Genomic DNA, 12,468 nt, shown 5'->3' on the forward strand with positions numbered 1-12,468 from the left:
CCAGCCTGTCGGGCTATCAATTCTCTTGATCCATATGGCAGTCTGTGGTGCATTAGTGAAACGAATGTTTTTGAACGAATGCATCAAGGATCGTGATGAATGCCTCGCAACCTGGATCTGACCTCCCTGCGCTCCTTCGTGGCCGTTGCCGACAAGGGGGGCGTGACGCGCGCGGCCGGGGTGCTGAACCTGACGCAATCGGCCGTGTCGATGCAGTTGAAGCGTCTGGAGGAGGCGCTGGATGTGTCGCTTCTGGACCGCTCGGGCCGGGGCGTCTCGCTGACGTCCTCCGGTGAACAGTTGCTGTCCTACGCGCGGCGGATGCTGGCGATAAATGACGAGGCGGTGGACCGGCTCACGGCGCATGATTATGGCGGCGAGATCATGCTCGGCGTGCCGCATGATATTGTCTACCCGCATGTTCCCGAGATCCTGCGACGCTTCAATGCCGCTTTCCCGCGGGTCCGGGTCAACCTCGTCTCCTCCTACTCTCGGCACCTGCTCGACCAGTTCGGGAAGGGCAAGTTCGCGCTGATCCTCACCACGGAGCGTGGCCATGGAGAGGGCGCCGAGGTGCTTTCGGAAAAGCCGCTCACCTGGATCGGGGCGCGGGGTGGAAGTTGCTGGCGCCAGCGGCCGCTGCGGTTCGGCTCGGGGCGGCAATGCATGTTCCGCGCGGCCGGGATCCGCGCCATGGAGCGCTGCGCGATCTCTTGGGAGATGGCCGTCGAATCGGAATCGGACCGCACCATCGAGGCCACGGTCCGCGCGGACCTCGCGGTCTCGGTGATGCTGGAAGGCACCGAGCCGCCGTTCCTGGAGCGGATCGAACACAATGGGGGGCTCCCGGACCTGCCGAGCTACTCGATCAACCTCTATGTTTCCGAACTCGCACGCGGGCGGGCGGAAGATGCGCTGGTCGATCTGGTGCGGCAGGCCTATCGCAGCGACGGGTTTGTCACATCGTCACAACGACCTTTCCTGTCGACTTCCGCTGCCTGAGCAGGTCGAGCGCCTCGCCGGCCTGCTCCAGCGGCAATTGGTGGCTGATCTGCGGGTGCAGCCGCCCCTCTGAATACCACTCGAACAGCCGGGCCAGCGAGCCGGTCAGTACCTCGGGGCGGAAGGCGAGGTAGCCGCCCCAGTAGAGGCCCATGACGCTGAGGTTCTTGACCAGCAGGTGATTGGCCGGGATCTGTGGCACGTCTCCGCTGGCGAAGCCGATGGCGAGGATGCGGCCATCGGGGTTTGTGGCGCGGAAGCACTGGGTGAAGAGATCGCCGCCGACGGCCTCGTAAACGACGTCGGCGCCGCCGAGCGCCTTGATCTGCTCCCGGATCTCCGGGCTTTCGGAGTCGATCAGGTGGCGCGCCCCGGCCTTGCGCGCGATGTCGAGCTTTTCGGCGCCGCGGGCGATGGCGATGACTTCCGCCCCCATCAGCGCGCCGATCTCCACCGCTGTCAGGCCGACGCCGCCGGCGGCGCCGGTCACCACCAGCCGTTCGCCGGCCTGCAGCCGGGCCTTGTGCTCGAGCGCAACATGTGACGTGCCATAGGCCACCTGAAAGGCCGCGGCATGGCTGGCGCTCATCGCATCGGGCAGGCGCACGCAGCGCTCCGCCGGGACATTCGCAGCCTCGGCCAGTCCGCCTTGTCCGTTATACACAGCCACCCGGTCGCCCACCGCAAGAGTGGTAACGCCGGAGCCTAGCGCCTCGACCCGGCCGGCCATCTCCATGCCAAGCGTCACAGGCGGTTCCGGCCGTTCCTGGTAGCGTCCCCGCGCCAGCAGGAGATCGGCGAAATTCAGGCCGCAGGCCTTGATCGCGAGGCGAACCTCTCCCGTCGCGGGCGGCGGCAGGTCGATGTCCACCAGTTCTGGTGGCGTGTCGTAGCTGGCGATCTGGTAGGCGCGCATCCGGGGCTCCCTGTCGAGTCTCGCGGCAGACTAGGCGGCGACGGCCCCCTGCGAAACCGCCGGTTTTCGGGACGCGGCGTCCGGTCGCTGCCGCCATTTTGATCGCGGGCCATCAAGGCAGGCCTTTGCAACCGTTTGCAAAGGCAGGTTGAGTTGCAGATTGCAAAGATCAGCCCAAGGTAGACGAGTGAGTGGCAAGGATCCGCCAATCGGTTTCGTCACTCCCGCAAAAGTTGTGGCTGATTGAAAAAAGAATATGTTCATTCGAAGCGGGTTGGGACGAGAAGTCCGTCCTGATTGCTGCGACGCGCGATCCCGGGGGGGGGCGCTGACGCGAGCAGTTTGCAAATTCAGATGGTTAGGGGAGGAGCCATGACTCATCCAGTCGATATTCATGTTGGAAAACGTATCCGACACCGCCGCTGGCTGACCGGGATGACGCAGCAGCAATTGGCCGAGAAGGTCGGCATCAAATTCCAGCAGATCCAGAAGTACGAAACCGGCGCGAACCGGGTGAGCGCCTCGCGCCTTTGGGATATCGCGGTCGCGCTTTCTGTCCCGGTGTCGTCCTTCTTCGAGGGTATGGAGAGGACTGCCGATGAGGCTTTTGCCGGGACGGACGTGATGTCCGACCGGGAAGCGCTGGAATTGTTGCGCTCGTATTACGCGATCCCAGAGAACCAGCGGCGCCGGCTTTTCGATCTCGCGCGGGTTCTGAGCGCGCCGCTTGACCGTCCGGCCACGGACGGCTACCGCGCCTCTGCCGGAGGTCACACCGGCGTCTGACATCAGTTCGGGAGCCAGCATGACCCAGCCCAATCACCCGCAAGCCGCCGGCAGGACAACCTTGGGCGACGCGGCGCTCGACGCCGAGATCCGGGGTGCCGCCGCCGCGCTGGCCGATGCCGCCCGCGATGCGACACTGCCCTTCTTTCGCTCCGCCGGACTGGCCGCCGACAACAAGGACGATGCGGGCTTCGACCCGGTGACACAGGCCGACCGCGCCGCCGAGGAAGCGATGCGGGCTGTGCTCGCGGAGCGGCGTCCGCAGGATGGGATCCTCGGCGAGGAATTCGCCGACAGGCCCGGCACCAGCGGTCTGACCTGGGTGCTCGACCCGATCGACGGAACCCGCGCCTTCCTCTCCGGCGCGCCGACCTGGGGCGTGCTGATCGCGCTCAACGATTCCGACGGCCCGGTCTATGGCGTGATCGACCAGCCCTACACCGGCGAACGCTGGGAAGGCGGGCTCGGGCGGGCGCAGCTGACAGGGCTGCGGTCGACGCAGGCGTTGCGCGCGCGGGGGCCGCGGCCGCTGGATCAGGCGACCCTCTTCACCACGTTTCCCGAGGTCGGCACGCCCGAGGAACGCGCCGCCTTCGAACGGGTCTCGAAACAGGCACGGCTGACCCGCTACGGGCTGGATTGCTATGCCTATGGCCTCGTGGCGCTCGGCCAGATCGATCTCGTGATCGAGGCGGGGCTGCATCCATACGACGTCTGCGCGCCGATTGCCGTGATCGAGGCGTCGGGTGGGGTCGTCACCGACTGGGAGGGCGGTCCGGCCCACGGCGGCGGCCGCGTGCTCGCGGCGGCCAACCCCGAGATCCACGCCGCCGCGCTGTCGGTCCTGAACGGAGGCTGATGTGACCCACACTCTGATCCGCAACGCCGACCACTTGGTGACGATGGATGCCGGGCGGCGGGTGTTGCGGGGCGCGGACCTGCGGCTTCGGGACGGGGTAGTGGCGGAGATCGGCACCGGGCTCCCCCTCGACGGGGCGGAGACGCTGGATGCGTCGGGCTGTCTCGTCACGCCGGGGCTGGTCAACACCCATCACCACCTGTTCCAGACGCTGACCCGAGCGGTGCCCGCGGCGCAGGATGCGCTGCTGTTCGGCTGGCTGCGCGCACTCTACCCGATCTGGGCCCGGATGGGGCCGGAGCACATGCGCGCCTCGGCGCGGCTCGGCCTTGCAGAGCTTGCGCTCTCCGGCTGCACGATGAGTTCCGACCATCTCTACCTTTTCCCCAACGGAGCCAGGCTCGAGGACACGATCGAGGCGGCGTCGGAGATCGGGTTGCGGTTTCACCCGACCCGGGGGGCGATGTCGATTGGCGAGAGCGCCGGCGGCCTGCCGCCGGACAGCCTGGTGGAGCGAGAGGCGGCGATCCTCGCCGATTGCGAACGGGTGGTCGATGCCTTCCACGACCCGTCTGACGGCGCGATGGTGCGCGTCGGCCTTGCGCCCTGTTCGCCCTTTTCGGTCAGCCGGGAGCTGATGCGCGACGCGGCGATCCTCGCCCGGGAGAAGGGCGTGCGCCTGCACACCCATCTGGCGGAAAACGACGAGGACGTGGCCTATTCCCTCGCGCAATTCGGCTGTCGGCCCGGGCAATATGCCGAGGAACTGGGCTGGACTGGCGACGACGTCTGGCATGCCCATTGCGTGAAGCTGGACGGGAAGGAGATCGATCTGTTCGCTCGGACCCGCACCGGCGTCGCGCACTGCCCCTGCTCCAACTGCCGGCTCGGCTCCGGCATCGCCCCGGTGCGGGCCATGCGGGACGCGGGCGTGCCTGTGGGCCTCGGGGTCGACGGTTCGGCGAGCAACGATGCAGGCGACCTCGTGGGCGAGGCGCGGACCGCGATGCTGCTGCAGCGGGTGGCGCGCGGCGCGGATGCGATGTCGGCGCGGGAGGCGCTGGAGGTCGCGACGCTTGGCGGGGCCGGCGTGCTCGGTCGGGCGGATTGCGGCGCGCTCGAGGTCGGCCGTCGGGCCGATGTCGCGGTCTGGGATCTCTCCGGACTCGACGCGGCGGGCTCTTGGGATCCGGTCGCGCTGCTGCTTGCGGGGCCGCGCCGAGTGCGTGACCTGCTGGTCGAGGGGCGCCGCGTTGTCGCGGGCGGTCAGCTGGCAACCGCCGACGCGCGCGAAGTGTCAGCCGAGGCGAACAGGCTGGCCAGGGGGCTTGCGAACGGGGAATGACCCGTCACCGGGGCTGTGGCGAGAGATCCGGCGGCTCGGGCAGAGCAACGCCTACCTCCGTTTGGAGGGCTGTCGAAGACGGATTGGCATCGCGGTGCAGCCGCTTTCCCGGTCATCCTGCCCAGCACATCCGCGCGCGCATTGGCGCCGGGGCGCTCGGCCAGTTAGGGCTGCTTCGAGAGGGTGACAAGGGCTTCGGCAAAGGCGTCGACGTTGCCATTCGGCACGACCATGCCGGTGCGGCCGTCGCCCAGCACCTTCGCCGAGCCCTGGAGTGCGACGATGGATATGCCCGCGGCCGTGTGTTGAGCAAGTCTCTTGGGGATGCCGTCATCATAACGGGGCCGAGGCAGCGCGCACCGGGCCAGGTGGCCGGGCTGGGCGGTGAACTCATCACACTACACATCCTCAGCTTCGGCAACCCCGAGGAACCCGGCAGGCCGGCCATGTGAGGCGAAGCTGGCGTTCGAGTAGACCTTGATCCGCAGATCCGGGTGGCTGGATCGAGCGTTTGCCACGAGCCGCCGCTGCAACCAGCACGCCCCCGAAATGGTGCGCTTAGACAGCGTCGGGCGGCCGTTCCGCGTCCGTGCGTCGAAGGACCTTGACTAGGGAAGGATCGTACCACAACAGCTTTTTCGGTTCCGGGCCAGGAGACAGCGTGCCGGTCCAGTGGCCGCCGAGAATGCGGTAGGTCTGTGCCCGATCCGTTTCGCCGAGGTGGTAGGTCACCAGTTCGACGTCATGCCCTGGCGCGACCAAGGCCTCGGTCTGGCGTTCCACGCGGATCGGTTTGCCGCGCCGGGCGGGGAAGGGGCAGGCGGCGCGGATGGTCACTCGAAGCGTGCGGTCGGCCTGCGGCGCCGGGCAGGCCGGCGAACTTCCCTCGTCGAGGGGCATTGAACACACTCCATCGGGCGAATTCCACATGACGAGACCCTGTCGGACCCCCAATGGAGCAACCCTGCGGAAGCCTGCCCAAGGTCTTTTGGCGAGTTCGTACGCATCGGGCAACGTCGGCCCACCTCGATGCCGGGAAGATCAGGGGGCGGTCGGGCCTGTCCAGCCGGGCTGGCTGGAGGCGCGAACAACGAGCTTGGCCTCAAGGCGCAGGTGGCGCTCGGCCTCCTCCACCCCGGGGCCAAGGGCGACCGCGACGAGGCGCACCGCTTCCTGCCCGGTCCGGTAGCGCGGGGTGGCGACGGTTGTGAGCGACGGGTTCACGTAGGCGCTGATCTCGAGGTCGTTGAAGCCGCAGACGCCGAGCGCTTCCGGCACGCGGATGTTGCGCCGCGCGGCCTCGAACAGGACTCCAAGCGCGAGGTCGTCGTTGTTGCAGAACACGCAATCGGCGTCGGGGGCGCGGGCCATCAGGTCGGCGAAGAGCTGGCATCCCGTGCCGACCGAGGAGCGGCCCTGCGTGGTCACCACCCGGCGGGGATCGAAGATACCGAGCCGCTCTGCCTCGCGGCGGAACCCGGAAACGCGGACCTGGGAGCGTGGATCCATCCGGGCCGAGAGGATCGCCGGGCGCCGGTAGCCCTGTTCCATGAAGTGCCGGACGACGCTGGCGGCCGAGTCGAAATGGGAGAAACCGACGAGCATGTCGATCGGATCGTCCGTTACGTCCATGATCTGCACGACCGGGCAGTCGGCAGCTTCCAGCAAGGCTCGCCCGGTCGGGGTCTGGTCCACGCCGGACACGATCAGCCCGGCGGGCCGCTGGGCCAGGAAGGTCCGGATCAGCGTCTCCTCCTCGCTGGGGCTGTAGCGCGAATTGGCGATCTGCACCGACAGGCCCGTCGTCTCGATCGCGTCGTAGACGCCGAGAAGCACGTCGGAAAAAACGGAGTTGGTCACCGATGGCACGATCAGCCCGAGCACGTTGGTCCGCCGCGACGCCAGCGCCGAGGCCGCCATGTGGGGCACATAGCCCAGCCTGTCGATCGCCGCCTGGATTCGCAGCCGGGAGGGCGCGGCAACCTTTTCGGGCGCACGGATGCAGCGGGAAACCGTGATGGCGCTAACACCGGCTTCCCGGGCGACATCATCGAGCGTAACCCGATTGGAATGCTTGGTTTTCGCAGGCATGGGGATGGTCTAGCACCAAATTTGGAGCCGGGGAAGCTTGACTAATGACAGCGCTGTCATTACTCCGGAGCTCATCAGCCGAAGGGTGGGGATCCCCGCCCGACATGGGGAGGGTCCCGCGCTCGAACTCGCCAGAGGCGCCGTCGGTTCGGCCGAGACAGCGCTGGCGATGTCCGGGTCGCCTTTCCTGGCATTTCCCAGATCCCCGGAGGATCCCGACGTGACCGAGAAGAAAAAAGACCTGCGCTCCCGCAAGTGGTTCAACAATCCCGACGATCTCGAGATGACGGCGCTCTACCTTGAGCGGTATCTCAACTACGGGCTGACCGAGGAGGAGCTGCGCTCCGACAAGCCGATCATCGCGATCGCGCAGACCGGCAGCGACCTGAGCCCCTGCAACCGGCATCACCTCGAACTGGCCAAGCGGACCCGCGACGGGATCATCGCCGCCGGCGGCGTGCCGCTCGAGGTGCCGGTCCACCCGATCCAGGAAACGGGCAAGCGGCCGACGGCCATGCTCGACCGCAACCTCGCCTACCTGAGCTTGGTGGAATCGCTGTTCGGCTACCCGATCGACGGCGTGGTGCTGACCATCGGATGCGACAAGACCACGCCGGCGCTGCTGATGGCGGCGGCGACCGTGGGCATTCCAGCCATCGCCTTCTCGGTCGGCCCGATGCTGAACGGCTGGTACAAGGGCAAGCGGGTCGGGTCGGGCAGTGTCATCTGGTACGCGCGGCAGGAACTGGCGGCCGGTCGGATCGACGGGGACGAGTTCCTCAGCATCGCGGCCTCCTCGGCGCCCAGCAACGGCTATTGCAACACCATGGGCACCGCCAGCACGATGAACTCCCTGGCCGAGGCGCTCGGAATGCAGCTGCCCGGCGCCGCCACAATCCCCGCGCCCTATCGCGAGCGCGGCCAGATGGCCTACGAGACCGGGCGGCGGATCGTCGACATGGTCCACGAGGAGCTGAACCCCGACCAGGTGATGAGCCGCAAGTCCTTCGAGAACGCCATCGTCATCTGTTCGGCCCTCGGCGGCTCGACCAACGCGCCGATCCACCTCAACGCCATCGCCCGGCATCTCGGAATGGAGCTGACGAATGCCGATTGGGAGAAATTCGGCTACGAGGTGCCGTTGCTGGTGAACATGCAGCCGGTCGGCGAATACCTCGGGGAAGATTTCCACCATGCCGGCGGCGTGCCGGCGGTGATCGGGGAATTGCTGCGCAACGACATGCTGCCGCATCCGGACGCGCTGACCGTCTCCGGCAAGACCATCGGCGAAATCTATCGCGTCTCCGCCATCACCAACACCGACGTGATCCGGACGCCGGCCAATCCTCTGGTGGCGCATGCCGGTTTCCTGAATTTCTCGGGGAACCTCTTCGACAGCGCGATCATGAAAACCTCCGCCATCGGCGAGGAATTCCGCACCCGCTACCTCGAAAACCCGGACGATCCGAATGCCTTCGAGGGGCCCGTCGCGGTGTTCGACGGGCCGGAGGATTTCCACCACCGGATCGACGACCCGAGCCTCGGGCTCACCGACCGGACCATCCTGGTGATGCGCGGGGCAGGGCCGATCGGCTACCCGGGCGGTGCCGAGGTCGTGAACATGCGTCCGCCCTCCTACCTGATCAAGCAGGGCATCACCGCCTTGCCCTGCATCGGGGACGGCAGGCAGTCCGGCACCTCCGGCTCGGCTTCGATCCTGAACGCCTCGCCCGAAGCGGCGGCGGGCGGCGGTCTGGCGCTGCTGAAGGATGGCGACACCATCCGGGTCGACCTCAACGCCCGCACCGTGAACGCTCTGGTCGACGCGGCCGAATGGGAGGCGCGGCGTGCCGGGATGGAGACCATCATTGACGCCATAACGCCGGAGAGCCAGAGCCCGTGGCAGGCGCTCTTCCGCGAGAAGGTGCGGCCCTTCGCCGAAGGCATGGTGCTCGACGGCGCACCGGAATACCGCGCCATCGCCCGCACCAAAGCGCTGCGCAACAACCACTGATCCTGCTGGGGCCGGGCAGGACCCGGCCCACGCAATCCGCCGCTCCCTCCACCGGTTTCGGGAGCTTCCTGCCCCCGCGCCCCGAACCGCCGGAGCCGCTCCCTTCACACAGCCGAGATTCCCTCCGCTCCGGCCTTGCGGTTCGGGGCGGTTTTCGGCAAGTGACGGCCAGCCAAGGGGAATTGTATGAACCTACTGATCCAGAGCGCCGCGACATTTCACGAGGTGACACGCCGAATCTGCCAGCTTCTGCTCGGGATGATCTTCATCGGCCAGCTCGCCGTGGTGATACTGCGCTATGTCTTCGGCATTGGGTTCATCGAGCTCCAGGACGCTGTCGCCTACAGTTTCGCCACGCTCGTCGTGCTCGGCCTGCCGGTGGCGCAGGCGCTCGACTCCCACGTCCGGGTCGATGTGTTCCGGTCCGGGCAGTCGCCGCGCGGCCAGCTCTGGTTCGACCGGTTCGGCATCGTGGTCTTCCTGATCCCCGTCTTTGCGCTCACCATCTGGTGGGTCTGGCCCGACGTGGCCTACAGCTGGTCGATCCGCGAGGCCTCGGCCGAGACGGGCGGGCTGCCGGGGCTCTATCTCGTCAAGTCGATGCTGCCGCTGGCCTGCGCCCTGATGATCCTGCAGGGCCTTGCGGAGCTGGCCCGGTCCCTCGGGAGCCACGCCCATGATTGAACATTTCTGGCTGATCATGCTCGGCCTCAGCCTGCTGGCCGGCATTCTCTCCGGGATTCCGGTGATGCTGGTGCTCGCCGGCGTTCCGGTGGTGCTGGCCTACATCGCCTCCGGCTTCGGCGCCTTCGACCTGAGCTTTCTCCGGGCCTATCCGCAGCGCGCCTATGGCGTGATGACCAACTCGCTGCTCGTCGCGGTGCCGCTTTTCGTGCTGATGGGGGTGATGCTGGAACGCTCGCGGGTGGCCGAACGGATGCTGATGCAGGTCGGGCGCGTGCTCGGCGGCACGCCCCGGGCGCTGGCGCTTGCCGTGCTGCTGATCTCGACACTGATCGCGGCCTCCACGGGCATCATCGGCGCGACCATCGTGATGCTGACACTGATCAGCCTTCCCGCGATGCGCCGCGTCGGCGTGCCTGACGCAACGGCGAGCGGGCTGATCTGTGCTTCAGGTACGCTGGGACAGATCATTCCGCCCTCCATCGTGCTGATCTTGCTCGGCGATCAGGTGTCCAACGCCTATCTCGACGCGCAACAGCGCGCCGGGAATTTCGCACCCGATGCGGTTACGGTGGGCGACCTTTTCGCGGGCGCGCTGGTGCCCGGACTGCTGCTCGTTCTGCTCTACGGTATCTACGTCTCCTTCCGGCTTTCCGGCATCAAGGGCGCGCCGATGGTCGAGACCGAACCGGACGTCTCGCCATGGGACGTGGTGCGGGAGGTGCTGCCGCCGGTGCTGCTGATCCTCGCGGTGCTTGGTTCTATCCTTGCCGGCGTCGCAACCCCCACCGAGGCAGCGGCCATCGGCGTAGCGGGCACGCTCCTGATCACCGCGGCGCGCGTGAGCGCCACCGGCGGGCCGGACGTCGATCCCGACGCGCCGCCACAGCGCGAGCCGTCCACGCCTCCGGCGCCGCGCTGGCTGCGCCACGTCATGTCCGCCACCGCGGCGGTAGGCTTCGCGCTGGTGGCCCTGCGGCTGACCGGGGTGGGGCGGGTCGATCTTTCGGCGGCCCAGGTGAGCCTCGGCGCCGGCTCGCTCCTCGCGCTGCTGCTCACCGTGCTGCTGGTGGCCGGGCTGCTGCTGGCGGTGGTGATCCTGGTGCGTGCGGGCGTCTTTGGTGCGGCGCTGTCCCAGGCGGTGACGACCTCGGCGATGATCTTCGGCATCATTCTCGCGGCCTCCATGCTCTCGCTCGTGTTCCGGGGCTTCGAGGGCGACGAATGGGTGCACGAGCTTCTGACCGGCCTGCCGGGCGATCACACCAGCATGCTGATCTTCACCCTACTGGTGATCTTCGCCATGGGGTTCGTGCTTGAGTTCGTCGAGATCGTCTTCATCGTGGTGCCGCTGGTCGGGCCGATCCTGCTGCAGGATGTAGATCCGGTCTGGTTCGCGGTGCTGGTGGCGCTCAACCTCCAGACCTCATTCCTGACGCCGCCATTCGGCTTCGCGTTGTTCTATTACCGCTCCGCCGCGCCGGCCGATATCGCGACCTCGACCATCTACAAGGCGATCGTCCCCTTCGTCCTGATCCAGATTCTCACGCTTGGCATCGTTTTCCTGTGGCCGACGCTTGCGACCTGGCTGCCGAATGTGCTGTTTGGCTGACAAGCCAATCCGGGGCGCGCGCTTCCGACACACTTAGCTGGAGACCTAACCATGAAACGTCGTGCATTCCTCAAGGCCGGGGCTGCCGCTCCTGCCGCCGCGCTTGCGGCACCCGCGACCGCACAGGGCATCATCGAGTGGAAATGCCCGACCTCCTTCCCGGCGCAGGCCCCCGGCGTCGGCACGAACGGCGCGACCTTCGTCGAGCGGGTGAACGCCATGGCCGAGGGCCGGTTGCAGCTCAAGCTCTACTCGGGCGGCGAGCTGGTCCCGCCCTTCGCTGTCGAGGACGCGGTGCAACAGGGCACGGCCGAGATCGGCCACACCACGCCCTATTACAGCGCCGGCAAGAACTCCGCGTTGCACATCTTCACCAACATCCCCTTCGGCTTCACCGCCGCTGAGCTCTCCGGCTGGCTGCGCTACGGGGGCGGGCAGGAACTCTACGACGAGATCTACGCCCAGCGGAACCTGATCCCGATCTACTCGGGCAACTCCACAGTTCAGGCCGCGGGCTGGTTCAAGAACGAGATCACCAGCGTCGCCGACCTGTCGGGCCTGAACATGCGGATCGCGGGCCTCGGTGGCGAGGCCATGCGCAAGCTCGGCGTGAACGCGGTGCTGATGCCGCCGACCGAGATCTTCCCGGCCTTCCAGTCCGGCGCCATTGACGCCGCCGAGTGGGTTGGCCCGATGCTCGACCAGGCGTTCGGCCTGAACAAGGTTGCGCCCTATTGCTACGCGCCGGCCTTCCACGAGCCGGGCGCAGGCCTGCACGTGGTGGTCAACAAGGAAGCTTGGGACAGCCTGACGCCGGATCTGCAGGCGATCCTGCGTAACGCCGCCGGCGCCGCGGAATCCGAGACCGTCAGTCAGTTCGAGTATTTCAACGCAATGGCGTTCAAGTCGCTTCAGGAAGCCGGGGTGGAGTTCAAGACCTTCCCCGACGACGTGATGGAGGCCCTGAAGGGGGCCGTCGCCGAGGTCATGGCCGAGCAATCGGAGGCCAACCCGGACTTCGCGCGCTGCATGGAAAGCGTCCACGCCTACCTCGAGCCGGCACGCGCCTACGCGGCGGCCTTTACCGCGCCGATGCTGACGCAGCGCGTCTGATCGCGGTGGCGGGACGCCCCTGGTAAACGGGCGGGCCGGGCTGTTC

General features: G+C 67.3%; 12 protein-coding genes. 8 read left to right on the plus strand and 4 right to left on the minus strand.

All coding sequences use genetic code 11. The features are described 5' to 3' along the window. Positions 1–99: 99 nt before the first annotated feature. Positions 100–1,002 (plus strand): LysR family transcriptional regulator, encoded by a 903-nt coding sequence (locus ACFQ2S_RS05265; protein ID WP_386073298.1) that lies wholly within the window; start codon positions 100–102, stop codon positions 1,000–1,002. Here ACFQ2S_RS05265 and ACFQ2S_RS05270 read toward each other — a convergent pair. Further along, on the minus strand, positions 959–1,918 hold the full coding sequence (locus ACFQ2S_RS05270; protein WP_386073300.1) for an NADPH:quinone oxidoreductase family protein: 960 nt from the start codon (positions 1,916–1,918) through the stop codon (positions 959–961). The genes ACFQ2S_RS05265 and ACFQ2S_RS05270 overlap by 44 nt on opposite strands. Before the next feature lie 372 nt (positions 1,919–2,290). On the opposite strand from ACFQ2S_RS05270, the gene ACFQ2S_RS05275 reads away from it, so the two are divergent. The 3 genes from ACFQ2S_RS05275 to ACFQ2S_RS05285 are packed head-to-tail and all read left to right on the plus strand — an operon-like array spanning position 2,291 to position 4,908. Beyond that, complete coding sequence (locus ACFQ2S_RS05275; RefSeq protein WP_386073633.1) at positions 2,291–2,704, plus strand: helix-turn-helix domain-containing protein; 414 nt, start codon at positions 2,291–2,293, stop codon at positions 2,702–2,704. A 19-nt stretch (positions 2,705–2,723) separates the two neighbouring features. Next, positions 2,724–3,563, plus strand: coding sequence for a histidinol-phosphatase (gene hisN / locus ACFQ2S_RS05280; RefSeq protein WP_386073301.1), 840 nt, complete (start codon positions 2,724–2,726; stop codon positions 3,561–3,563). Between the two features lies 1 nt (position 3,564). Further along, the gene (locus ACFQ2S_RS05285) at positions 3,565–4,908 is read left to right on the plus strand and encodes an 8-oxoguanine deaminase (protein WP_386073302.1); all 1,344 of its coding nucleotides are present in this window, start codon (positions 3,565–3,567) and stop codon (positions 4,906–4,908) included. Between the two features lie 164 nt (positions 4,909–5,072). Here the strand turns inward: ACFQ2S_RS05285 and ACFQ2S_RS05290 are convergent, their stop codons facing one another. The 3 genes from ACFQ2S_RS05290 to ACFQ2S_RS05300 form a co-directional block, all read right to left on the minus strand. Next, positions 5,073–5,276, minus strand: a complete 204-nt coding sequence (locus ACFQ2S_RS05290) for a glycosyltransferase (RefSeq protein WP_386073634.1) — start codon at positions 5,274–5,276, stop codon at positions 5,073–5,075. 190 nt (positions 5,277–5,466) lie between these two features. Further along, a complete protein-coding gene (locus ACFQ2S_RS05295; RefSeq protein ID WP_386073303.1) occupies positions 5,467–5,808 on the minus strand; it encodes a hypothetical protein in 342 nt (113 codons plus the stop codon). Between the two features lie 141 nt (positions 5,809–5,949). After that, entirely contained in the window at positions 5,950–6,999 is a 1,050-nt protein-coding gene (locus ACFQ2S_RS05300) for a LacI family DNA-binding transcriptional regulator (protein ID WP_386073305.1), read from the minus strand. A 283-nt stretch (positions 7,000–7,282) separates the two neighbouring features. Here ACFQ2S_RS05300 and ACFQ2S_RS05305 point away from each other — a divergent pair, with 283 nt between their 5' ends. The 4 genes from ACFQ2S_RS05305 to ACFQ2S_RS05320 all read left to right on the plus strand — a co-directional run bounded on the left by ACFQ2S_RS05305 (position 7,283) and on the right by ACFQ2S_RS05320 (position 12,422). Further along, entirely contained in the window at positions 7,283–9,013 is a 1,731-nt protein-coding gene (locus tag ACFQ2S_RS05305; RefSeq protein WP_386073635.1) for an IlvD/Edd family dehydratase, read from the plus strand. 186 nt (positions 9,014–9,199) lie between these two features. Next, complete coding sequence (locus tag ACFQ2S_RS05310) at positions 9,200–9,697, plus strand: TRAP transporter small permease subunit (protein ID WP_386073307.1); 498 nt, start codon at positions 9,200–9,202, stop codon at positions 9,695–9,697. Then, the gene (locus tag ACFQ2S_RS05315; protein WP_386073308.1) at positions 9,690–11,309 is read left to right on the plus strand and encodes a TRAP transporter large permease; all 1,620 of its coding nucleotides are present in this window, start codon (positions 9,690–9,692) and stop codon (positions 11,307–11,309) included. Before ACFQ2S_RS05310 ends, ACFQ2S_RS05315 begins: the two co-directional genes overlap by 8 nt. 51 nt (positions 11,310–11,360) lie before the next feature. Then, on the plus strand, positions 11,361–12,422 hold the full coding sequence (locus ACFQ2S_RS05320; RefSeq protein WP_386073310.1) for a TRAP transporter substrate-binding protein: 1,062 nt from the start codon (positions 11,361–11,363) through the stop codon (positions 12,420–12,422). Positions 12,423–12,468: the final 46 nt, after the last annotated feature.

The organism is Tropicimonas aquimaris, from assembly GCF_042676185.1.
Classification (GTDB): domain Bacteria; phylum Pseudomonadota; class Alphaproteobacteria; order Rhodobacterales; family Rhodobacteraceae; genus Tropicimonas; species Tropicimonas aquimaris.